Here is a 22,271-nt window from a genome sequence, read left to right as displayed (position 1 = left end):
ATAGTTATATAAGGAGTATTTATGGGAACGGTAACACTTATAAACAATGAAACTGGTGAGAAGTTTGACTTTGATTTAATTGACTGCACTAGAGGTCCAAAAGCGGTTAATTTTAGTAAGCTTTTTGAAACTACCAATATCTTCTCTTACGATCCGGGATATGGTTCTACTGCAGGTTGTGAATCTACTATTAGCTATGTTGATGGTAAAAATGGGAAGCTTTTATATAGAGGTATGCCAATAGAAGAAGTTGTAAGTAAATATAAATTTACAGATGTGGCAAAGTTATTGATAACTGGGGAAGCACCAAAAAACGAAAAAGAATCTATTGAATTTGATTTAGAGTTAAGACATAGATCTTTTTTGCATGAAGGTCTTATAAATATTTTTAGTGCCTTCCCTGATAAAGCACACCCAATGGCGAATCTAAGCTCTGCAGTTGCTGCATTATCTACATTTCATTTTGATAGTAAAGATGATATAAATGATTATCAAGTTATGGCTAGAAGAATCATTGCTAAGATTACTACTTTGGTTGCATTTTCTTATAGAAATTCTGTTGGAGCACCATTTATTTACCCTGATATTAGTAGAGGATATGTTGAAAACTTCCTATACATGCTTAGAGCATATCCGGGAGGTAGGTTAAAATATACAATAAATGGTGAAGAAGAAATTACTGCACTAGAAATTGAAGCGTTAGATAAGTTGTTTATACTTCATGCAGACCATGGTCAAAATGCTTCAACTACAACCGTTAGAAATGTAGCTTCAACTGGTGTTCATCCATATGCTGCAATATCAGCAGGTATAAATGCGCTATGGGGTCCAGCTCATGGTGGTGCAAATGAAAAGGTGCTAGATCAATTAAGAGAAATAGGTGATGTAAATAATGTAGATAAATTTATCCAAAGGGCTAAAGATAAAAACTATCCTTTTAGACTTATGGGATTTGGACATCGTGTGTATAAGAATTATGACCCTAGAGCAAAGGCTATTAAGGCATTAAAAGATGAGCTTGATAAAAAGGGAATTAAGATGGATTCAAGGCTTAGTGAAATAGCTGAAAAACTAGAGGAGGTAGCATTGAATGATGATTACTTTAAAGAGAGAAATTTGTATCCTAATGTTGATTTTTATAGTGGAATTATTTTAACAGCACTAAAGATTCCAGTTGAATTATTTACGCCTATATTTGTGATTGGGAGAATGCCCGGTTGGTGTGCTCAAGCAATAGAACACATAACAAATCCTTATGCAAGAATCACTCGTCCTAGACAAGTATATCTAGGAGAATAATTATTATAGCATTATACATGCTATGATAATTTTAATTTATATTTTATTTTATATTCCATTTTGCTACAATCAACGCTTATTAAAAAATTAGGAATTAATATGTCTTATAATCAATGGAGCATAGATAGTTGGCGAAGCAAAGTAGCACTACAACAACCACAATATTCAGACTTAGAATTTCTAAAAAAAGTAGAAGAAGAATTATGTAAATATCCACCATTAATCTTTGCTGGTGAGGCAAGATCGTTAAAAAAACATTTAGCAAAAGTATCAAAAGGAGAAGCATTCTTACTACAAGGTGGAGATTGTGCAGAGAGTTTTTCTAATTTTAGTGTTATAAAGATACGGGATTTGTTTAAGGTGATTTTGCAAATGGCTGTTGTTTTAACCTATGCTGGTAGTTGTCCTATTGTAAAGGTTGGTCGTTTGGCGGGGCAGTTTGCAAAGCCTAGATCTAGTGATAGTGAGAGTATAAATGGAATCTCATTGCCTAGTTATAGGGGTGATATTATAAATGATATAGAGTTTGATGCTAAAGCAAGGGAAGCAAATCCACAAAGAATGCTACAAGCATATCATCAGTCAGCCTCAACACTAAATATTATTCGTGCATTTGCCTATGGTGGTTTGGCTGATTTAAATCAAGTTCACAAGTGGAATTTGGATTTTGTGCGTGGAGAGAACTTTTTACAATACAAAGATATGTCAGATAAGATTAATCAAGCATTATCCTTCATGAAAGCTTGTGGAATTGATTCTGCTAATACAACTTCATTAAGACAGATTGAGTTTTTTACCTCACATGAAGCATTACTGCTAAACTATGAAGAAGCTCTAACGAGACAAGATCATCTAACTGGCAAGTGGTATGATTGCTCTGCTCATATGCTATGGATAGGTGAGAGGACAAGGAATTTAGATGGTGCTCATTTGGAGTTCTTAAGAGGTGTTGATAATCCGCTTGGTGTAAAAATAGGTCCAAGTTGCACAAAAGATGAGATTTTAGGGCTTTGCGATATTTTAAATCCTCATAATGAAGCAGGAAGATTGAATCTTATTGTAAGAATGGGCAGTGTTGCTATAAAAGAGAAATTCCCAAAACTGCTAGAATCTATAAAGAATGAAGGAAGAGAGATTGTATGGAGCATTGATCCTATGCATGGAAATACGATAAAGACAGATAGTGGTTATAAAACTAGAATCTTCGATGATGTTTTAAGCGAAGTGAAGAGTTTTTTTGAGATTCATAAAAGTGTAGGAACTTATGCTGGTGGAGTGCATTTAGAAATGACTGGAGAAGATGTTACAGAATGCATTGGTGGTCTTGTCAAAGAAGAGGGACTTGGTATTAATTATAATACACAATGTGATCCTAGATTGAATGCAAATCAAGCTGTTGAGCTATCATTTTTGATTGCTGATATTTTAAAGCATGGCAGATAGAATGATTTAAATATTTTTTTAGATTCCTTAAAATTTTCATAAGAAATTTTTAAAAAAATCTGAAAAAGTATGTTATAATCGTCAATGATTTTATTTAAGGATACTCAAATGCGTATTTTAATCATAGAAGATGATATAGGTCTCAATAGGTCTATTACTGATAAACTAAACAGCAGTGGCTATCAAACTGATGTAGCAGAGAATTTAAAAGATGGTGAGTATTATATTAGTATTAGAAATTATGATTTAGTTATAACTAGCTTTTTGCTATCAGATGGTAGCGGACTTGATATTGTAAGTCAAATTAAAAGCAAATCACCAAGAACAGCGGTTATTATAATATCATCAAAGACAGATTCAAAAAGTGAAATAGATTCTTTAAAGAGTGGTGCTGATGATTATTTGAAAAAACCACTAGATTTTGATGTTTTATTAGCTAGAATTGAAGCTAGACTTAGGTTTGGTGGGTCAAATTTAATTGAAATAGATGACTTAGTTATTAATCCTGATGAGGAGAAGATTACTTACAAGGGGCAGGAAATCGAATTAAAAGGTAAGCCTTTTGAGGTTTTAACACATTTAGCTAGACATAAAGAACAAATAGTATCTAAAGAACAATTACTAGATGCCATTTGGGAAGAGCCTGAACTTGTAACTCCAAATGTAATAGAAGTTGCAATAAATCAAATAAGACAAAAAATGGATAAACCACTAAACATAGCTACAATAGAAACCGTTAGAAGAAGAGGGTATAGATTCTGCTATCCTAAAGGTTCTTAAAGATTCTTCAAGCAAGAATCTCCTTCTTGCAAATTACTTTCTAAAGATTCTTGTCTGCTAACTTCTTAATTTATATCTAAAAAGGAACGATACTTGCTAATAAATTCCAAAAGGAGTTTGTATGAATTTAAGGATCGTTTGTTTATTTTTATTTTTGTATTCTATTGCCTTTGCTGTCCCCCAAGTTGAGTTTAAAAACTCTTGTGTTCCTTTGAAGGACTTTTCTGATTCTCAAAAAGAAGTGCTGTTAAAATCTTACCTAGCTGGAGAAAAATTTGGCTATGGATATACTCTAGCTGCAATAGCATGGAAAGAATCTTGTGCTGGAGAATATAAAATGAATTTTCAAGATCCAAGTGCTGGCAATTTTCATGCTTATATTCCTGGTGTAATTAAAAGATATCCAAGTTTAAAGCAAAATGGATTTACGCAAAATATGGTAGGTGCTTTACTTGTAGAAAACGATGAGTTTGCAGCAAAAATCGCCATTAGTGAGTTGCAATTTTGGGATAAAACCCATAAGGGAAACTGGAAAAATATTATTAAATCATATAATAAAGGATATAGTTGGCAAAAAAATGAGAACTCAAATGTCCAAGCTGAAAAGTATTATTCAGATATTGCACAAAGAGTAAAGCAACTTCAAGGATATTTTGATACAAAAGAAATGAAAGAAATTGCTCTAAAAATGCCTAAGAAAAATATGCAAAATAAAGAAGAAAATAAAACATACTATGCATATAATGAAGATAAAAAAGAAGAGTTTATGCTTCTGCCAATATATCAAATAGGAAATGAGTTTGCAGCTCCTCTAAAACAAAAGCCGACAATTATAAAAGATTTTGAGCTTATGGAGATTTATTGATTTAGCCAAATATTTGCAGTTGCTTTTAGTTTCTCTAAGCTATCACTTGCATAGAATTCTATGTTTGTAGTGTCGAATCTTTGTAGCTTATATTTTGCTTGTAGATATTCTACTATTGATTCGCCTGAATGTATAAGGATTGGCTTGTTGTTAAAAAAGTTTGATATTTCTTTTGAGATTAGTGGGAAATGTGTGCAACCAAGTATGATAGCATCTGGAATATTTATGTTGTTAAAGTAATATTTTATTGCACTATTTAAGACTTCACCACTAAAGATCCCTTCTTCTACCATTGGAACAAATAGACTTGTTTGTAGTGATTGTATGTTGCTATATCCCTTATCTTGCAATAAAGTTGCATATATATTGCTATTTATTGTCGCTTTTGTGCCTAGTATTAGTATTTTTGAATCTTTATTTTTGATTTTGTTTGTAAGTGCTAATACACCCGGCTCTATCACACCTATGATTGGGTAATTTGCGTTTTGTTGCATTTGTTTTAGTGCATATGCACTAATGGTGTTGCATGCAACTATTAGTAAATCTATATTGTGTGTGTTAAAAAATTCTAATGCTTCAAGAGAGTATTGTGTGATAACTTCTTTACTTCTCGTTCCATATGGAACTCTAGCAGTATCTCCATAATACACGATAGTTTCAAAATGTTGTGAGCTAATTATGCTCTTAAGAACACTAAGCCCACCAACTCCGCTATCAAAAACACCAATTTTTCTTGGAATCACAAGCTATTCCTTGGCATTATCATTCATATTGTTTAGGAACTCTTCATTGTCTTTTGATTTTTGCATTTGAGAATAAAGAAAAGTTAGTGCTTCAACTTCGTTATTCATCTGATGAATCGCATTCCTTAAAACCCAAACTTTTTGTAATTTTTCTTTACCTAGTAGTAACTCTTCTTTTCTTGTACCACTCTTTAGTATATCCATAGCAGGATAGATTCTTCTTTCTGCAATAGGTCGCGATAGGACTATTTCACTATTGCCAGTACCTTTGAATTCTTCAAATATTACTTCATCCATTCTTGAGCCAGTTTCAATTAAGGCTGTTGCTATAATTGTTAGAGAACCGCCTTGTTCTATATTTCTAGCAGCACCAAAGAATTTTTTTGGTCTATGTAGTGCATTTGCATCTACACCACCACTTAGCACCTTTCCGCTACTTGGAGTTGCTGTATTGTATGCTCTTGCAAGTCTTGTAATTGAATCTAAAAGGATTACTACATCTTTTCCCATCTCAACCATTCTCTTTGCCTTTTCTACAACTAATTCAGCAACTCTTGTGTGGTTGCTTGCAGGCATATCAAATGTTGAGCTATATACTTCCCCTTTCACACTTCGTTCCATATCTGTTACCTCTTCTGGTCGCTCATCTACTAGCAACACTATTAGCTCTACTTCAGGGTGGTTTTGTGTGATACCATATGCTAGTTCTTTCATTAATTCTGTTTTACCAGTTCTTGGAGGGGCAACTATTAATGCTCTTTGTCCTTTGCCTATTGGTGCGAATAAATCAAGCATTCTACCTGTGATTTTAAAGCTATTGTATTCTAGTTTTATTTGTTGTATTGGGAATAGAGGTGTTAGATTTTCAAATAAAGGACGATTCTTCATTTCATCTGGTGAATGATAATTTATCGCTTCTACTTTTAATAGAGCATAATATCTTTCTTGATCTTTTGGTGATCTTACTTGACCTGTTACTATATCTCCATTTCTTAGAGCGAATTTTCTAATTTGTGTGCTACTTACATAAGCATCGTTTCTTGAGCCAGAGAAATTCTCATCAATAGATCTTAAAAATCCATATCCTTCTTGGGTGATTTCCAAGATTCCAGTAAATAGTATAAATCCACCTTTGCTTACTTGTGTTTTTAATATTTCAAAAATTAATTCTTGTCTTAAAAATTCTTGGGGGTTTTCAATTCCTAGAGATTTTGCTATTTCTGCTAATTTATCTATTGATTGTGATCTTAAAAATTCTATCGTGTAGCCTTCAACGGGCGTATGTGTCCTTGATTTATGCTTTGTTTCTTTTTCGTTTTTTTCACTCATTTATAACCTCTATTGTGATTGATTTGGCTAGTGCCTAAAGTTTAAGAAAGTGATTAAGTAGATTAAAATTAAAATTCTATTCTAAAAGTAAAGTGTTGTCAAGCATACAAATGGCTGAATACAGCAATGACGCACCAAAAATAGAAAACACAATCGCACATATCTTATCTATTTTGTTAAATAAATCATTTGTTAAAAATCTCCTAAAATATATAGAGAGTATTAACGCACTAAAAAATGCTAATAAATTACCAAGCATCAACGAAATAAGGTTTAATCCTAGATTCTTATCTATAAATGGGGTTACTATTACTGCAAAGAATAATATAACCTTTGGGTTTGAGAGATTTATAAAAAGACCTTTTAGGTAGCAATTATTAGATTTTGTTATATGTTTTATTAGGTTAATATTATTTTTGCTCTTTAGCAAAGATATTGCAAGATATATTAGATACACTCCGCCTATAATGCTTAATGTCATTTGAAAAGCATCGCCACTTAGAATCTTAGTTAGCCCAAAATACACTAAAAGTGCAAAAATAGTGCAACCACTAAAGACGCCAAATAAGCTATATAAACCTTCTTTAAAACCATATTGCAATGTATTTCTTGTGATAAATAATATATCAGGTCCGGGAGTTATAGCAGCGATAAATCCCGTTATAAAAACTAATACAAATTCCATATTAAAAATATGGGAAATGTTTAGGAAGTTTTGTTACATCTTGTGCTATTAGTGTCTCTAAGACTGCCATTCTTATAGCTACACCATGTGTTACTTGCTCTAGCACTTTACATCTTGAATCGCTTAGCATATCATCGCTTATATCTATATTTCTATGCACAGGTCCGGGGTGTAATAAGATTATATTTCTATCTCCTACTAGCTCTTTTGTTATGCAGTAATCTTTTGCATAGTCTTTTAGGCTAGAGTATATAGATTCATTGTGTCTTTCTGTTTGTGTTCTTAGACTCATTATCGCATCGATATTGTCTATTATCTCTTTTATATCATGTGTGTATTTTAGCTTTGTTCTAGGAAGGAAATGTGGTGGGGCTACTAGTATTACTTCCATACCGAATCTGCTTAGTAATTCTATATTGCTATTTGCAACGCGTGAGTTTTTTATATCTCCTACTATTGCTATTTTTTTACCTTCTACATTTCCTAAATGCCTCTTTAGTGTTAGTAGATCAAGTAATGCTTGTGTGGGGTGCGCATGTGAGCCGTCTCCTCCATTTACAATAGAACACGAAAGATATTTTGATAGTATATTTGGGACGCCGGAATTTTTATGTCTTACTACAATGGCACTTGGATTCATGGCATTTAAGTTTGCTGCAGTATCAAATAGGGTCTCACCCTTTGAAGTTGAGCTTCTCTCAACATCTAGTCTAACTACGCTACCACCAAGTCTTTTGGTTGCAACTTCAAAGCTAGATAGAGTTCTTGTTGAATTTTCAAAGAAAATAGTAATTACAATGTGTCCATTTAGAGAATTGCGAGGTTTTCCATCTAAAAACTGCTCTGCTAAATTAAGTATCATTTCAACTTCGTTTTTATTAAAATCTTTTGTGCTTATTAAATTGCGTGGCATTTATTTCCCTTTTAAACCCCAAAAAATTCATTCTTGTAAAATGCTAAATTATATTTTTAAATTACTTTAAGTTTGCTTTGCTTTGCCTAGTAAATATGCTAGAATCGCACAAAATTTTGTGTTTGGGGTTTGTATGAATATCTCTGTAATTGGCACTGGTTATGTTGGATTGGTTAGTGGGACTTGTTTTGCTGAAATGGGTAATAAAGTTAGCTGTGTAGATGTGTTAGAAGAAAAAATAAATAATCTCAAAGAAGGCAAAATACCAATTTATGAACCCAGCTTAGAATCTCTTGTAATAAAAAATTATAAAAATGGAAATTTAAGCTTTACTACTTCTTTAAAAGATTCGATTATAAATAGCAATATAGTTTTTATAGCTGTTGGGACACCTATGGGTGAAGATGGAAGTGCTGATTTGCAATATGTATTAAGCGTAGCAAAAGACATAGGAGAAAATATGCAATCTCCGTTAGTTGTAGTAAATAAATCAACCGTTCCTGTCGGCACTGCTAGTAAGGTTAGAGAAGTTATAGAAGGTGAGCTTCAAAAAAGAGGAGTTTCTATTGATTTTAGCGTTGCTTCAAATCCGGAGTTTTTAAAAGAAGGAGATGCTGTAAATGATTTTCTAAAACCAGATAGAATAGTTGTTGGTGCAGAGGATACTTGGGCGAAGGATATGTTAAGGGAACTTTATATGCCATTTAATAGAACAAATAATAGGTTAATAATAATGGATATAAAAAGTGCAGAAATGACAAAATATGCTGCAAATGCAATGCTTGCTACAAAAATTAGCTTTATGAATGAAATAGCAAATATTTGTGAAGCTGTTGGTGCAAATGTCAATGAAGTAAGAATTGGTATTGGCAGTGATAATAGAATTGGATATAGCTTTATTTATCCTGGGTGTGGATATGGTGGGAGTTGCTTCCCAAAAGATGTAAAAGCACTATCAAAAATAGCACTTGACAATAATGTAGAGCCAAAGTTAATAAATGCAGTGGAGCTAGTAAATGAAAATCAAAAAAAGATTCTAAGTAAAAAGATAGTTAGACATTTTGGGGAGAATTTAGAAGGTAGGACTTTTGCAATTTGGGGGCTTAGCTTCAAGCCAGAGACAGATGATATGAGAGAGGCTAGTTCTATAGTGTTAATTGATGAGTTATTAAAGAGGGGTGCAAAGGTGCAGTGCTATGATCCAAAGGCAATGGAAGAGGCAAAGAAGTTTTATTTAAAAGATAAAGTAGGTGTTAGCTATGCAGATAATAAATATGATGCTCTAAACAATTGTGATGCTTTGGTATTAGTTACGGAGTGGAAGGAATTTAGAAGCCCTGATTTTAGTGAAATAAAAGAAAGATTAAAAGAAGCAGTAATATTTGATGGCAGGAATCAATATAGCACTTGTAATTTAGATGGGATTAAATATTATGAAATTGGAGTAAAACATGCTTAGGAGTGTTTTGTTATTTTGTGTTTGTTTGTTTTTGGTTGGTTGTGCTTCAATACAAAGTAGCTATATCCCAACACTTAGCGAGGAAGAATATATGCAGGCAACAAGAAAGGCAGAGTTGATAGTTGATGATACTACAAAAATTGTAGTTGTTGCTACTAGAATGAATATAATGCAAAAATATAAATCTAAAGATGAAGTATTTTTGCTTGATGTTTATGAAAGCGGTGATGGCAAGAAAGACTTTATCCAAAATGGATACAAAATATATCTGCAAAATAAAACAAAACCACTAAAGATACAAAAAATAAATAAAGATTCATTAGATGAGTTTATGCAAAGCAAGGTGATGAGGTGGAGTGAGCAATATTTAGTTACATTTGCACCACAAGATAAAAAAACTACAGATTCTTTAACTTTGGTCTTAGAGCATGAAAAATATGGCAAGAATTTTTTACAATTTGGATATAGAAACATAAAAAAAGAAGCAAGGGAATGAGGCTTGATGTAGCGTGTGCGAATCTTGGATTACTGGAATCTAGAAATAAAATAAAAGAAGCAATAAAAAATGGGCTTATACTAGTAAATAATAAAGTATGCACAAAGGCTTCATTAAATGTAGAATTAGGTGATGAAATAAGCATAAAAGATACAAAGCACTTTGTAAGTAGGGCTGCAAATAAGCTTGATTTGTTCTTAGATTCTTGTGATATTGATGTTAGGGATTTGGTTGTGCTTGATATTGGTTCTAGCACTGGTGGGTTTAGTCAAGTCTTGCTTCAAAGAGGGGTTAGGCTAATACATTGTGTAGATGTTGGAAGTAATCAACTTCATAAAAGTATAAAAGAAGACACTAGGGTAGTATGCTATGAAAATACAGATATAAGAGAGTTTGAAGCTAGCATTAAATCTTATTCTATGATAGTTTGTGATGTGTCTTTTATTTCAGTGTTTCAGATATTGCATAAAATTGAAGAATTATTAGATGGAATCTTTATTCTGCTTTTTAAGCCTCAATTTGAAGTAGGGAAAGATGTTAGAAGAAATAAAAAAGGTGTTGTGTTAGATAGAGAAAAAATAATGCTATCTTTAGAGAACATTAGAGAAACTTTACAAAATAGAGGGTTTGAGATGCTAAAAATAGAAGAATCTAAATTAAAGGGTAAGGAAGGAAATGAAGAGTTTTTTATCGCTACAAGACGATATAAAGTTAGCTAGTAGTATCACAAGCGTAGCATTGGGTAAATTTGATGGTATGCATATTGCACACAATGCTTTATTCTCATGTTTAGATAAAAGTGGAATCATACTTAGCATAGAGCAAGATAGTGGAAGTTTGTTGCCTAAGAAATATAGGGATTTTTATGCACCAAATGATATTTATAATCTGCCACTAGATGTAGTTAGAGAAAAAAGTGATATTGAGTTTGTTGAATTTTTAATGGATATATTGCCAAATTTAGAAAAAATAGTTGTTGGTTATGACTTTAGATTCGGAAAGGATAGATATTATTATACTTTTGATTTACAAAAGTGCTTTATAGGTGAGGTTGTAATTGTAGATGAGGTATTTTATAAAAAGTTATCAGTTCATAGTGGTCTTATAAAAGAGTTATTAATAAATGGAAATTTAAAACAAGCAAACAAATTACTTGGTAGATATTATGAAATTAGGGGAAATATAATAAAAGGGCAGGGTATTGGTAAAAGAGAGCTATATGCAACAATAAATATAGAAAATGATGGATTTTTGATTTTGCAAGAAGGTGTATATGCAGGATTCATACAACTTGGAGAACAAAGTCTTATATCACCATTTTATCCTGCTGTTATTTTTGTTGGTAATAGACTTAGCACTGATAAGAGTTTCGCAATAGAGGGGCATTTGCTTGGTTGTGAGCTGGAGGTAAAAGATAAAGTAGCTGGATTTTATTTTGCTAAAAAAATACGGGAGAATAAGTATTTTGATAATTTAGCAGATTTAAAAGCACAAATAACAAGTGATATAAATAAAGCAAGTAAGATTCTAAAGCTAGAAACTTGTGAGGTAGAAAATGGATAAAGTCTTTAGCGTAGAGAAAGATAGGCAGTTTGAATTTGATGAGAGTGTAGCTGATGTATTTGATGATATGTTATCTAGGTCTGTGCCATTTTATAAGGAAGTCTTAGAGTTATCATCATCATTTGCATTATCTTTTGTTAAAGAGGGAGATAGAATCTTGGATTTAGGAACTTCTACTGCTTCAATGCTAGTAGAAATTGCTAGAAAGTCCAAATATAAACTAGACTTAGTTGGTATTGATAATTCTCCTTATATGATAAAACACGCTAAAAATAAGCTTCTAGCTTATGGAATTAATGCTACTTTAATAGAAGGTGATGTGTTGGAGTATGATTTTGGGAGTTGTAATTGCATTATTTCTAACTATACTTTGCAGTTTATTCGTCCGCCACAGAGACTATCTTTGGTAAAGAAGATTTCTAACTCCATAAAAGAAGGAGGAGTTTTTATTTGTTCTGAAAAGACCATATGCGAGGATAAGGGACTTGATTATAAGTTTATAAATTATTATTTAGACTATAAGAAAAGTCATGGATATAGTGAGTTTGAGATAAACAAAAAAAGAGAAGCATTGGAAAATGTGCTTGTGCCATATAGCGAAGAAGAAAACAAAAAAATGTTCTTAGAATCTGGTTTTAGAGATGTTCAAATTTTGTTTAAATGGGTTAATTTTGCTACATTTATAGCTATAAAATAGATAAATTAAAAAGGTTAGATTGTGGAAATTGAAATACTAAAAAAGTTAATTTCTTTTAAGAGTGTTACTCCAAATGAAAGTGGAAGCTATGAGTATATTTTGGGGTTACTTAGTGGCTTTAAGGCTTTAGAGTTTGATAAAAATGGTGTTAAGAATCTATTTTTATATAAACAATATGGAGAGTGTAAAGATTCTTTGCATATTTGTTTTGCTGGGCATGTAGATGTAGTTCCTGCTGGAGATTCTTGGGATAGCGATCCATTTACTCCAATCATAAAAGATGGATATATTTATGGCAGAGGCACTCAAGATATGAAAAGTGGAATTGCAGCTTTTTTATCTGCTATTATGGAGATAGAAAGCTTCAATGGAATAATATCAATTCTCCTAACTAGCGATGAAGAAGGAGAAGCAATATATGGTACAAAATACGCATTAGAAGAGTTAGAAAAAATGAATCTTTTGCCTAATTTTGCTATTGTAGCAGAGCCAACTAGTGTAGAATCTGTGTGTGATATGATAAAAATAGGCAGAAGAGGCTCTATAAATGGAATCTTAACATTAGAGGGAAAACAAGGACATGTAGCATATCCAAGCAAATGTATAAATCCAACAGAGATTCTAGCTGTATTGTTGCCAAAGATAGCTGGATATAATCTTGATAATGGAGATGATAATTTTGAGCCTAGCAAGATTGTAATAACAGATATTCGTGGTGGTATGGAAGCTGTAAATGTAACTCCACAGAATATAAAAATAATGTTTAACATAAGGAATTCCACAAACACTACACTAAAAGATGTAGAAGAGTATTTTTATAATTTATTAAAAGATACTAAGCATACTCTAACTCTAAAGCAAAGCTCAAAGCCATTTTTAAGTAAAAAAGATAGTCTTGTGGTAAGTTTGCTGGTAAAGTCAATACAAAATGTCTTAAATATTAATCCAGCTCTTAGCACAAGTGGTGGTACTTCTGATGCGAGATATTTTGCCGAATATGGTATAAGTGTAGTGGAGTGTGGGGTGTGTAATGACAGAATTCATGCGGTAAATGAAAGAGTAAAAATATCTGAATTAGAATCTTTAAGACGAGTTTTTAGTGAGTTTATAAATTTGGCAAAAGGGATTAATTAAAATCCCTTATAATTTGTTCTAAAAAATTATCAAATCTATTGTCATGCTTAACATTAAAGCTAAAAGTTGGAATTTCATAATAGCGTGAGTATTCCTTTGTCGCATTACTTGAGCTTGCAATTATATGTAGTCTAAAAAGATACCTAGGAGAGAAGCTTGATGAAGCACTTGGATTGTGCTCTTCTTTGGCTTCATTGTAAAATTCTGTGATAAAGAATTCTACTTTTTCTATATTGTTATTATTTACTAGTGCTAGTTTTATTTTTCTTTCTATTGTGTATATTATATCGCTTAGGACTATATCACTTTTATCTTTATTGTATGTTACTTTTAGGTCTATTTTTTCATTGTTTATATTTTGTATTGGTGTGAAATGCTCTGATATAGAACAAGCACTAAAAGACAGGCTGAAAAGTAAAGTTATAAAACATGTTAAAATTCTCATATTAACCTCCTAAATTGCATTATTATATCAAAGGAAATACTTGAATAAAATATTTGTAGCATATAAGCCTATTTTTGTGTCATCAAACTCTTATTTATCAAAGTTGAAAAAACGAGATAGAGTAACCAAGGCTGGTTTTAGTGGGACATTAGATCCATTTGCTTGTGGAGCATTACTCGTAGCATATGGTAAATATACTAGATTATTTCAGTATATAAATAAAACTCCAAAAGTATATAGAGCTACTTTGTTTCTTGGCTTAGAGAGCGATTCGCTTGATATTGAAAATATAAAAAATATCCATGAAGTTATAAAATTTGATGAATCTTTTTTGAAGGATTTATTGCAAGGATTCATAGGTAAAGTAGAGTTTATACCTCCAAAATATAGTGCAAAGAAAATAAATGGAGTAAATGCCTATAAACTTGCAAGAGAGGGGCATGATGTCACTTTAAAGAAAGCAGTCATGGAAGTATTTTTTATAAAATTTCTAAATTATTCTCACCCATTTTTGAGCTTTGAAGTTGGAGTTAGCGAGGGAGGATATATCCGCTCTTTAGGAGAATTAATAGCAAATAGACTTGGAAGTTTTGGCTCTCTTAGTTATTTAGAGAGGATTAGTGAGGGGACATTAAGCTATGAAGGAGAAAAGCCATTAAATCCGCTAGAGATTCTAAATATGGATATTGTGAATATTAATTCTAATCTAACAGAAAAAATACAAAATGGAAAAAAGTTAAGCATAGATGAGGTTGGATATTTTAAAGATTGCGAATTTATATTAAAGAGTGATGAGTTTTTTTCTATCGTTCGCGGTGAGAATGGTATGGTGGAATATCTTGTAAATAATATCCCTATATGACTTCTATCTTTTTAGATAGAGAAGTTATTAAATCATATCCGTCCCAATGAAATGAAAACTCTAAACTTTTGCCAAATGGCACTATTCTATCTAAACCTTTTTTATCTAAGTTTATTATTGCTTGTATTTGTTCTTTATTTAGTCCATAGTAAATTAAGCTTTGAGCTTTTTTCTGTAATATGGTTGATAACTCTTGTAAAGTATGTATTGTTCTATCAATAAAGAATCCGCTGTTGTATGCAAGAGATTCTATATTGTCTGTGTTAGTTTGTATAACTATTAGTTTTGGTGTGAATATTTCTGCTTTTATATTGAGTGAAATTGCTCCTTTACAGAAGTGTAAGTATTTATCCATTATTTTTGAATCTGCTATTTTATATTCTTGTATTTTTTCTAAAAGCATTGAGTAGAATAGTTCCTTTGCTTTATTATTTTTATAAATAGAGCCAAGCCATATAATAATCTTTGGCGAAGTGCAGGCGTTTTGGTCAAATAAGTAAGTATCATTGTAAAAATTATTTATTATCATTTGTTTATTATTAGAATCTAAAAAACTATCTGAATTTATAAGTGCAAGTGAGTATCTATCGCCAAAGACTAGATCATAAGCTAGTGGATTTATTTTTATTTGCCTTATTTTGTTAATACTCTCATCTCCACCCCATATCATTCGTATATCAGCCATTTTGCTTAGTTCTTCAAAGATTTCATCTTTACTTTGGAATCTTACAAATACAATTGAATCTTTTAGGTTTTTATATTGTTGTAAAAGTGTATTTACTTCATTTACAAAAATATTAACTTGTATATATTCCCTAAAAGGAATCCTAACTATATTTGCATTACCGCTAATTAACCCACTAATTAGAGAGTATGCGAAGTTTAGTGGTATATTTTGTGGGGCTAGGTGTAGCACTATCCCTCTACCACGCCTAGATTTATCATAATTTCTACTTTCTTTTAGCATATTTGCTCTTCTGCACCAAAAACCTAAAGACACTAAATCGCTATATTCTTTATGCTTCATCAAACTTTTACTTAATGAATCTAAAAAGTCTAATATCTCATCACAGAAAATATTTTTTATCTTGTAGGATTCTGCACTTTTTAATGAATTATTGCTTAGTATTTTTAAGTTCGTATGTATCACTACAACCCCTAATTTCAGAATTTTCCATTCTTCTTGTTAGTTTAAAATATTTTCCATATCTGCCACATGGACAATCATCTTCACCATATATAATTCCCATATCTTCGCTTAAGATAGAATGCCCTGGATATGATTTTGGGAGTATTGAAATTATTTGCATGAATCCTTCTTTATTGTATGGGGAAATGTTAAAATTTTCATCTCTTATTATTATGTCATTATATGTGCTTGTATGAAAGTATCCACAAGGACATTCTATAAATATACTCCCAGCACTCTCTGCCATACCATAATAATCAATAACTTTTGTAATGCTAAATCTTTCTTTTAGCATTTCTTTAAATGAATCTTTTTGTATATTTAGTGATTCTAGTTTTTTCCAGCCACCACCATGTATTAGTGTGCTATTTTCTAAATTTATATTTGCATTTTTTAGTTCTTTATAGAAATGTAAATATATGATAAAGGTGAATCCAAAAACTAGAATATGCTTATCTTTGTGCTTATCTAAAAAGCATAAAATTTCATCAAGTTTTGGCTTATTATTCTCATCTAGTGCATATAAAATATCATTACCAAAAATAGAAAACCCAAAAATCCCAGCAGCCCTTGCGTTAAATTTCTCTTTATTGCTAGTTGTGCTTTTGCAGTCTATTATTAGCATAGGAGAGCGTTTAATATGGAGTGCATTGGAGATTGTTTTTATTAGAGCATTTTGTTGATTTTTTGCATTTTCTTTATCTAGGAATATTTGTGAAGCCTTGCCACTTGTGCCGGAGCTTGTTAGTGTTTTAGTCTCATTTTGTGTTGATTTTAAAGATAGTTCTTTAAATAGCCTTATTGGCAAAAATGGCGTGTTTAAATAGTTATTATCAAAGCTATATTGCAATGCATCTAGTATTGCTTTGTATTCTTTGCAGTTTTTGTAGTGGTATTGTGTTAGGGCACAAATATATTCTCTAAAGGATTCTTTATCCTTGTTTGGCAAAAATGGATCTAATTTTAGTATTTCTTCTATCATTGTTCTATCTTTAGTATTGGTTTTCCATTTTGATTTTTTGGTATTTCTTGTATGTATTGAACTTTAAATGCACTTTTATTAAGTTTAGTTTCATTGCTTAGCAGATTCTTTATGCTTTGTATATCTTTATTTGTGCTTAGAATTGTTATTAGATCATCTCTTCCATGTGCTAAAAATTCACCACAAAAATTACTTCTTAAAATATCTTCTATTGAATCTAGGCTAACTCTATTACCAAAAACTTTTAAAAATCTGCTTTTTCTACCAACCACAAAGAAGAATCCATCTTCATCATATTTTGCAATATCTCCTGTTTTTAGCACACCATTAAAGACATCGCCTTTTTGTAAATCTTCATAACTACTTGCATAACCTAATGCTACACTTTTTGCCTCTATACATAGCTCACCTTCAGTATTGCTCGTGTTTATCTTGTTGTTATTTTCATCTATTAGATACATGTTTATTTTATCTAGTGCTTTACCTATTGAGCCTATCTTGCTAAGCGAAAATTTGGGATTTAAATAGCTTATTCTAGGACTAGCTTCTGTTTGACCATACATTACATAGAAGTCTTTATTATTTTCTTTTGCGTAGTTTGCATATTTTGCTAGAAGTTTATTGTCCATTTTGCCTCCAGCTTGAGCTAGTAGTGTTACTTTTGTAAAGTGCTTGGTTGCTTTTAGTTTATCTAGCATACTAAAAGTATATGGAACTCCAAAGATACAATTAACTTCATATTCTAAAAATAAATCCCAAAAGTCTTTGTTGAATATGCTAGATTCGCTTAAGACAATACTAGCTTGTGAGTGCAAAAATGTATTTATAATTGATAGCCCAAAAGAATAATTAAGCGGTAGAGTGCTTATTGTCTTGTGATTGTTAGTTAGTTTTAGTGATTTGCATATGGCATTTGTATTAGTTAGTATATTTTCATAGCTTAAACGCACAAACTTAGAATCTCCAGTGCTGCCAGACGTGCTAAGAAGCAATGCTAAATTATTATCTGCTATTAATTTTGTATCTCTTAGCTTTAATAATACAAAGCCATCAAGCTCAAAAATAACTTCGCTATCTAAAAAATTATCTTCACTTTTTATAAACAAATATTCAACATTAAATAACTCTGTGTATTTTTGTATGCTTTTTTGATTGTTTGGGAGCATTATAGATACACAATTATTATTAAAAGAGGCAACATAAGCACATATGCATGGTATAGCATTGTAAGATACTATTCCTATTAGTGCTCTTTTGTTTATTTTTGCGTATATTTCATTGCTTATTGTTAATAGTTCTTTATAGCTTAGTTTTTTATTTTTTTGTATTAGGACTATATTGTTTGTATTTTGTATTATCATTGTAAGTCTTCATAGGTTATTATACAATCTTGTTGTATATCATTTTTTAATTTCTTGCCTATTAGCTTATCTTTATCTTTTATACTAAGTCCTTCTCCAGCTCTCTTAAAGTCTAAATCATCTTTTGTGATTACATCTCCTTTGCTTAGATTCTTGTTTGCTATTATATTTCGTTGCATTTTTTGCTTATAGGCTAGTTCCTCATTGCTTAAGATTCTCTCTTTTGCTCCTAGAATCTTAATTGTATCTTTTATTTGTTCTATCATTTCTCTAAAGTCATCTTTATTTGTAGCCATATTATTATCCATACCCATTTTTGTGTTATCTAAAGAGAAGTGTTTTTCTATCACACATGCTCCAAGTGCCACGGCCAAAGAGGCTGCTTTATATCCTTGTGTATGGTCAGAGTAGCCTATGTTTATTTTAAATTTTTCTTTTAGCATTGTGATATTATTTAGGTTTGCTAGATTGTTTGGCGTGGGATATATTGAAGTGCAGTGAAGTAAGATTACATTTTTATTGTGTTTTAGTATGGTTTCAAGTGCAGTTTGTATTTCTTCTATATTTGCCATTCCGCTTGAGATTATTATATTTGCTCCACTTTTTGCTATGTATTCTAAAAAGTTTAAATTATCTATTTCTTGAGAGGCGATTTTTATAAATGGCACTTGTAAAGATAAAAGAAAATCAACTTCTTCTTTAGAATATGGAGTGGAGGAAAAGTCAATGTTTAGCTCTTTTGCATGCTCTCTTAATTTTATAAAATCATTTTTGCTTATTGAAAACTTATCTATTATCCTCTTTTGTATTGGATTTTTTAAATAATAACTTTTTGAGTATAGAGATTCTGCACTAAAGCTTTGGAATTTAACGCAGTTTGCCCCTATATCTTTTAGCGTTTTTATCATCAAAAGTGCTGTATTTATATCGCCAAAATGACTAGAATTTACCTCTGCTATTATGTATGGTTTATGTTTTAGTATATTTTGCATCTATTCTCCTAAGCTTTGTAGTATTTCTTGCAGTTTTGATTCTTCTAAGAATGGTGCTTGATTTTCAAGTGTGCTTTTTATTGCTTTACCATTTTTGATATAAAAAGAATTATGTATATATTCTTGTTCGTTTGTTGTTAGTATTTCGCATATACACAGATCTTGTTTTAATATGTTCTCTAATTTATTTAATTGTTCTTTATCTTCTATTTTGAAGTATGGAATTTGGAATGTATCTGCTATTTTTTTAAAATTTGGAAAAGAGATTCCATCATTTATATCATTTCCTATGGTTCTAGTTTTAAACAAGTCTTTTTGTCTTTTTTTTATTATCCCATATCCTCTATTATTTGCTATTAAGATACATACTTTTATTTTATTAAATACTATGCTTTGTAATTCTTGGATATTAAACATAAAAGATCCATCACCTATTAGTGCTATTGTTTTGTTGCTATTTGCTAGATATGCACCAATACTAGCAGGTAGTGCAAATCCCATGCAACCTTGTGAGAAAGGCTCTATTAGAATCTGATTATCCTTGAAGTTAATATTGCTTGGTGCAATTAATTCTATAAACCCAGAATCGCATACGAAATTTGCCTCCTTTGGCATTATCTTATTTAAAATGTCACATAGTTTATATATATCTATTTCTGTATGTGTTGGATTGTATTTTTTGAGCTCTATTTTTATGTTTTGTAACTTTTCACTCCATGCTTCCCAAGTTTTTTCTAATTTTAGGTTGTTTAGATTTTGCAAGGCTTCTTGCATATCGCATTGCATTTTGATTGCTTCTATTTCTTGTGGTGTTTTAAAGTCTGTATTTATGAGTATCTTTTTTGCATTTGGTGCAAAGTTAGCTAATTCACCAGTTGTTGTGCTATCAAGCCTTGTTCCTATACACAGGAGTAAATCACATTTGCTTAGTGCGATATTTGCAGCCCTAGTTGCTCCTATTGTACCTATGCTACCTATGCTTAGTTTGTTGCTAGTTGGATAAATATCGCTTACTGATTTTTCAAATATTATTGGTATTTGTAGATTGTTAATTAGTTGTTGTATGCTTTGTTTATATTTTCTTATTTCGTGTCCTAGACATATTAGAGGTTTTTTGGAATCTTTTAGATGATTTTTAATTATTTTTATGTCTATGTTTTCTTTTTCATGCTTCTTTGGTGTGTATCTTTTTAGATTCTCTACTTCTATTCTTGCATTTTGCAAATCTAGGGGTATATCAAGCCACACAGGACCAGCTCTATTTTCTAGCATTATATACAAGGCTTCATCGATTATATATGCTATATCATCTTTATTTTCTAGCATTTTGGCGTATTTTGTTATTGGCTTTACTATATTTATTATATTTGTTTCTTGTTGTCCATATGTTCTTATGTCTTTATTTGTATGGGTTGTTGTTTCTTTTAGGGTGTTTTGACCAGAGATTATTATAAGTGGGATTTCATCTTGATATGCACATAGTACAGGTGTGATTGCATTTGTGCTAGCACAGCCACTAGATATAAGACAGATTCCTATATTATCACTTGCGATACTTACTCCCATAGCAGCAAATGCTGCTCCTTGTTCATTATGTGTGCATATGTAGTTAATTCCACTTTTTGCTATGCTATCAGTTAAGAATAATGCACCTCTGCCATTTACTAAAAATAAACAATTGCTTAGATGCTTTATTCTATCGATTATATAATCACAAACTCTCAAAATTTACACTCTTGGTTTAAATTTATTTAATATACTTGGTATACAAACTATAAAGTTTGCTTTTACTGCTACTTTATCCTTGATGTATCCTATGCTCTCTCCCTTTGCTATGCCTCTTTTGTATGAAAATAGTTTTGATTCTATATCTAATCTATCTCCGGGTTTTACTTCTATGTGAAAACTACTACTACTACTACTAAGGTCTGTTGCTATTGCACCTTTGTTTCCATTTAGTGTTAGGAAAGTCATAATAAATACTTGAACCAAAGATTCAGTTAAGATAAATCCCGGAACTATTGGATTATCCTCAAAATGAGGTGGGAAAAACCACTCATTATATGTGAAGTTCTTGTAACCTTTAGCATATTCTCCGGGCTTTATCTCTTCTATAATGTCTAAGAAAAACCATGGATAGCGGTTTGCTTGATATTTTTGAATCTCAATTGGGTTTAAGTTTCTTAATATCTCCATTCTAGCTCATTTTTATATTGTATTTTTCTAGTATTTCTATTCCCTTAGCGAAGCTTGATAGATCGATAATATCATCTGCTTCAAACTCTATATGAAACATATCTTCTAGTGCTGCTACTAAGCCCATATGTCCTACGCTATCCCATGAATCTATATCTTGATATTTTAGATTCTTTGCTTCTTCTTTATTTACATCAAAGCACTCGCAAAAAACATCAATGTAGTTTTGTAAATTATTTTCCATATAACATCCTTTCAAATTTAGATTTATTTTTCAAAAAATTTTCTTTGTAAAAGTTCAGCATTATGTGATCTATCGAATCTTCAAAGCCTATTTCTACGCTTCCCCAATTTTTATGGAAATTTAATACCCTAGTATTGTCTTTATGAACTATTTGTGCTGCAAAGTCATATGGGAAGTGTTCAAAAAATAACTTCTTTATTAGATAGTCAGATTCTAGGCTTTCAAGCACACTAGATTCATCGCTCATAACCCATCTACCAGGAGATAGCATACCTTGAGAATCATCTATTACATAGCCTTTTGTATCTTTCCATTGTTCGGTAAAGATTGGATATGGATAAATCGAGTTTGTCCCAAGAGGTGTGCCATCTTTTCTTTCTACTATGTAATACCACTCATTTTGTAGAGTTTTATAGTGTTTTATGTAATCTATTTGTTTTTGTAGATTGTTTTCTATTTTGTTTATATAGCGGTCTTTTTTTGGATTTATTCTTAGCTCTAGTATAAACTTTGCATCAGAGATTTCTACTTCTCTAAAATTTACAAATTTGCCTTCAATATTATTTAAAAGTGGAGATTTAGGCATGTGCTATG

The 22,271-nt window shown here is 31.2% G+C and carries 24 protein-coding genes; 11 read left to right on the top strand and 13 right to left on the bottom strand.

From position 1 onward, the window contains the following. Positions 1-21 precede the first annotated feature (21 nt). The 4 genes from PF021_RS04360 (at position 22) to PF021_RS04345 (ending at position 4,387) form a co-directional block, all read left to right on the top strand. Complete coding sequence (locus tag PF021_RS04360; protein WP_271021199.1) at positions 22-1,299, top strand: citrate synthase; 1,278 nt, start codon at positions 22-24, stop codon at positions 1,297-1,299. Between the two features lie 99 nt (positions 1,300-1,398). Beyond that, positions 1,399-2,742 (top strand): class II 3-deoxy-7-phosphoheptulonate synthase, encoded by a 1,344-nt coding sequence (locus PF021_RS04355; RefSeq protein ID WP_271021198.1) that lies wholly within the window; start codon positions 1,399-1,401, stop codon positions 2,740-2,742. 108 nt (positions 2,743-2,850) lie between these two features. Further along, entirely contained in the window at positions 2,851-3,522 is a 672-nt protein-coding gene (gene hsrA / locus PF021_RS04350) for a homeostatic response regulator transcription factor HsrA (protein ID WP_271021197.1), read from the top strand. Positions 3,523-3,643: 121 nt separating this feature from the next. Further along, complete coding sequence (locus PF021_RS04345; RefSeq protein ID WP_271021196.1) at positions 3,644-4,387, top strand: hypothetical protein; 744 nt, start codon at positions 3,644-3,646, stop codon at positions 4,385-4,387. Here PF021_RS04345 and murI read toward each other — a convergent pair. From murI to PF021_RS04325, 4 genes are all read right to left on the bottom strand, one after another. Next, positions 4,381-5,130 carry a glutamate racemase gene (murI, locus tag PF021_RS04340; RefSeq protein ID WP_271021195.1) on the bottom strand — a complete coding sequence of 250 codons (750 nt, stop codon included), beginning with the start codon at positions 5,128-5,130 and terminating at the stop codon, positions 4,381-4,383. The genes PF021_RS04345 and murI overlap by 7 nt on opposite strands. A 3-nt stretch (positions 5,131-5,133) precedes the next feature. Then, positions 5,134-6,459 carry a transcription termination factor Rho gene (gene rho / locus PF021_RS04335; protein ID WP_271021194.1) on the bottom strand — a complete coding sequence of 442 codons (1,326 nt, stop codon included), beginning with the start codon at positions 6,457-6,459 and terminating at the stop codon, positions 5,134-5,136. A 76-nt stretch (positions 6,460-6,535) separates the two neighbouring features. After that, entirely contained in the window at positions 6,536-7,144 is a 609-nt protein-coding gene (locus tag PF021_RS04330; RefSeq protein ID WP_271021193.1) for a LysE family translocator, read from the bottom strand. 1 nt (position 7,145) lies between these two features. Then, positions 7,146-8,057: an aspartate carbamoyltransferase catalytic subunit gene (locus PF021_RS04325; protein WP_271021192.1), complete on the bottom strand. Its 912-nt coding sequence runs from the start codon at positions 8,055-8,057 to the stop codon at positions 7,146-7,148. Positions 8,058-8,190: 133 nt separating this feature from the next. Here PF021_RS04325 and PF021_RS04320 point away from each other — a divergent pair, with 133 nt between their 5' ends. From PF021_RS04320 to dapE, 6 genes are read left to right on the top strand one after another with little or no spacing between them, the layout of a single operon-like run. Beyond that, positions 8,191-9,516, top strand: a complete 1,326-nt coding sequence (locus tag PF021_RS04320) for a UDP-glucose dehydrogenase family protein (RefSeq protein WP_271021191.1) — start codon at positions 8,191-8,193, stop codon at positions 9,514-9,516. Continuing rightward, complete coding sequence (locus PF021_RS04315; RefSeq protein WP_271021190.1) at positions 9,509-10,012, top strand: hypothetical protein; 504 nt, start codon at positions 9,509-9,511, stop codon at positions 10,010-10,012. The genes PF021_RS04320 and PF021_RS04315 overlap by 8 nt, the downstream gene beginning before the upstream one ends. Continuing rightward, positions 10,009-10,731 carry a 23S rRNA (cytidine-2'-O)-methyltransferase TlyA gene (gene tlyA / locus PF021_RS04310; protein ID WP_271021189.1) on the top strand — a complete coding sequence of 241 codons (723 nt, stop codon included), beginning with the start codon at positions 10,009-10,011 and terminating at the stop codon, positions 10,729-10,731. Before PF021_RS04315 ends, tlyA begins: the two co-directional genes overlap by 4 nt. Further along, a complete protein-coding gene (locus PF021_RS04305) occupies positions 10,688-11,575 on the top strand; it encodes a bifunctional riboflavin kinase/FAD synthetase (protein WP_271021188.1) in 888 nt (295 codons plus the stop codon). The genes tlyA and PF021_RS04305 overlap by 44 nt, the downstream gene beginning before the upstream one ends. Next, positions 11,568-12,272, top strand: a complete 705-nt coding sequence (gene cmoA, locus PF021_RS04300) for a carboxy-S-adenosyl-L-methionine synthase CmoA (protein WP_271021187.1) — start codon at positions 11,568-11,570, stop codon at positions 12,270-12,272. Before PF021_RS04305 ends, cmoA begins: the two co-directional genes overlap by 8 nt. An 18-nt stretch (positions 12,273-12,290) precedes the next feature. Beyond that, on the top strand, positions 12,291-13,406 hold the full coding sequence (dapE, locus tag PF021_RS04295) for a succinyl-diaminopimelate desuccinylase (protein ID WP_271021484.1): 1,116 nt from the start codon (positions 12,291-12,293) through the stop codon (positions 13,404-13,406). Here the strand turns inward: dapE and PF021_RS04290 are convergent. Beyond that, positions 13,399-13,851 carry a hypothetical protein gene (locus tag PF021_RS04290; RefSeq protein WP_271021186.1) on the bottom strand — a complete coding sequence of 151 codons (453 nt, stop codon included), beginning with the start codon at positions 13,849-13,851 and terminating at the stop codon, positions 13,399-13,401. The genes dapE and PF021_RS04290 overlap by 8 nt on opposite strands. A gap of 40 nt (positions 13,852-13,891) precedes the next feature. On the opposite strand from PF021_RS04290, the gene truB reads away from it, so the two are divergent. After that, entirely contained in the window at positions 13,892-14,713 is an 822-nt protein-coding gene (gene truB / locus PF021_RS04285; protein ID WP_271021185.1) for a pseudouridine synthase family protein, read from the top strand. On the opposite strand, the gene PF021_RS04280 is transcribed toward truB, so the two are convergent. Genes PF021_RS04280 through PF021_RS04245 form a run of 8 tightly spaced genes read right to left on the bottom strand, consistent with a single transcriptional unit; the run spans position 14,706 to position 22,263 of the window. Then, positions 14,706-15,863, bottom strand: coding sequence for an acyl-CoA reductase (locus PF021_RS04280; RefSeq protein ID WP_271021184.1), 1,158 nt, complete (start codon positions 15,861-15,863; stop codon positions 14,706-14,708). The two genes, truB and PF021_RS04280, sit on opposite strands and share 8 nt — an antisense overlap. After that, positions 15,829-16,884: a LuxE/PaaK family acyltransferase gene (locus tag PF021_RS04275; RefSeq protein ID WP_271021183.1), complete on the bottom strand. Its 1,056-nt coding sequence runs from the start codon at positions 16,882-16,884 to the stop codon at positions 15,829-15,831. Before PF021_RS04275 ends, PF021_RS04280 begins: the two co-directional genes overlap by 35 nt. After that, positions 16,881-18,245: an AMP-binding protein gene (locus PF021_RS04270; protein WP_271021182.1), complete on the bottom strand. Its 1,365-nt coding sequence runs from the start codon at positions 18,243-18,245 to the stop codon at positions 16,881-16,883. Before PF021_RS04270 ends, PF021_RS04275 begins: the two co-directional genes overlap by 4 nt. After that, on the bottom strand, positions 18,242-19,237 hold the full coding sequence (locus tag PF021_RS04265) for an N-acetylneuraminate synthase family protein (protein WP_271021181.1): 996 nt from the start codon (positions 19,235-19,237) through the stop codon (positions 18,242-18,244). Before PF021_RS04265 ends, PF021_RS04270 begins: the two co-directional genes overlap by 4 nt. Further along, positions 19,238-20,962 (bottom strand): thiamine pyrophosphate-binding protein, encoded by a 1,725-nt coding sequence (locus tag PF021_RS04260; RefSeq protein WP_271021180.1) that lies wholly within the window; start codon positions 20,960-20,962, stop codon positions 19,238-19,240. 3 nt (positions 20,963-20,965) lie between these two features. Then, positions 20,966-21,433 carry a 3-hydroxyacyl-ACP dehydratase FabZ family protein gene (locus PF021_RS04255; RefSeq protein ID WP_271021179.1) on the bottom strand — a complete coding sequence of 156 codons (468 nt, stop codon included), beginning with the start codon at positions 21,431-21,433 and terminating at the stop codon, positions 20,966-20,968. Position 21,434: 1 nt separating this feature from the next. After that, a complete protein-coding gene (locus tag PF021_RS04250) occupies positions 21,435-21,677 on the bottom strand; it encodes an acyl carrier protein (RefSeq protein WP_271021178.1) in 243 nt (80 codons plus the stop codon). Continuing rightward, the gene (locus PF021_RS04245) at positions 21,667-22,263 is read right to left on the bottom strand and encodes a GNAT family N-acetyltransferase (RefSeq protein ID WP_271021177.1); all 597 of its coding nucleotides are present in this window, start codon (positions 22,261-22,263) and stop codon (positions 21,667-21,669) included. Before PF021_RS04245 ends, PF021_RS04250 begins: the two co-directional genes overlap by 11 nt. Positions 22,264-22,271 lie beyond the last annotated feature (8 nt).

The sequence above is a fragment of the Helicobacter ibis genome, assembly GCF_027859255.1.
Classification (GTDB): domain Bacteria; phylum Campylobacterota; class Campylobacteria; order Campylobacterales; family Helicobacteraceae; genus Helicobacter_D; species Helicobacter_D ibis.
Note: the sequence above shows the minus strand (reverse complement) of the source record. Positions and strands in the feature narration are given on the sequence as shown.

Bases quoted from the DNA above. Each gene is read 5' to 3' on its own strand.
- cmoA (WP_271021187.1), top strand. From the start codon at position 11,568: ATGGATAAAGTCTTTAGCGTAGAGAAAGATAGGCAGTTTGAATTTGAT.
- PF021_RS04265 (WP_271021181.1), bottom strand. From the start codon at position 19,237: ATGCAAAATATACTAAAACATAAACCATACATAATAGCAGAGGTAAAT.
- PF021_RS04330 (WP_271021193.1), bottom strand. From the start codon at position 7,144: ATGGAATTTGTATTAGTTTTTATAACGGGATTTATCGCTGCTATAACT.
- PF021_RS04305 (WP_271021188.1), top strand. From the start codon at position 10,688: ATGAAGAGTTTTTTATCGCTACAAGACGATATAAAGTTAGCTAGTAGT.
- PF021_RS04325 (WP_271021192.1), bottom strand. From the start codon at position 8,057: ATGCCACGCAATTTAATAAGCACAAAAGATTTTAATAAAAACGAAGTT.
- PF021_RS04250 (WP_271021178.1), bottom strand. From the start codon at position 21,677: ATGGAAAATAATTTACAAAACTACATTGATGTTTTTTGCGAGTGCTTT.
- PF021_RS04345 (WP_271021196.1), top strand. From the start codon at position 3,644: ATGAATTTAAGGATCGTTTGTTTATTTTTATTTTTGTATTCTATTGCC.
- hsrA (WP_271021197.1), top strand. From the start codon at position 2,851: ATGCGTATTTTAATCATAGAAGATGATATAGGTCTCAATAGGTCTATT.
- rho (WP_271021194.1), bottom strand. From the start codon at position 6,459: ATGAGTGAAAAAAACGAAAAAGAAACAAAGCATAAATCAAGGACACAT.
- PF021_RS04290 (WP_271021186.1), bottom strand. From the start codon at position 13,851: ATGAGAATTTTAACATGTTTTATAACTTTACTTTTCAGCCTGTCTTTT.
- PF021_RS04355 (WP_271021198.1), top strand. From the start codon at position 1,399: ATGTCTTATAATCAATGGAGCATAGATAGTTGGCGAAGCAAAGTAGCA.
- PF021_RS04360 (WP_271021199.1), top strand. From the start codon at position 22: ATGGGAACGGTAACACTTATAAACAATGAAACTGGTGAGAAGTTTGAC.
- PF021_RS04255 (WP_271021179.1), bottom strand. From the start codon at position 21,433: ATGGAGATATTAAGAAACTTAAACCCAATTGAGATTCAAAAATATCAA.
- PF021_RS04315 (WP_271021190.1), top strand. From the start codon at position 9,509: ATGCTTAGGAGTGTTTTGTTATTTTGTGTTTGTTTGTTTTTGGTTGGT.
- PF021_RS04275 (WP_271021183.1), bottom strand. From the start codon at position 16,884: ATGATAGAAGAAATACTAAAATTAGATCCATTTTTGCCAAACAAGGAT.
- PF021_RS04245 (WP_271021177.1), bottom strand. From the start codon at position 22,263: ATGCCTAAATCTCCACTTTTAAATAATATTGAAGGCAAATTTGTAAAT.
- PF021_RS04320 (WP_271021191.1), top strand. From the start codon at position 8,191: ATGAATATCTCTGTAATTGGCACTGGTTATGTTGGATTGGTTAGTGGG.
- PF021_RS04270 (WP_271021182.1), bottom strand. From the start codon at position 18,245: ATGATAATACAAAATACAAACAATATAGTCCTAATACAAAAAAATAAA.
- tlyA (WP_271021189.1), top strand. From the start codon at position 10,009: ATGAGGCTTGATGTAGCGTGTGCGAATCTTGGATTACTGGAATCTAGA.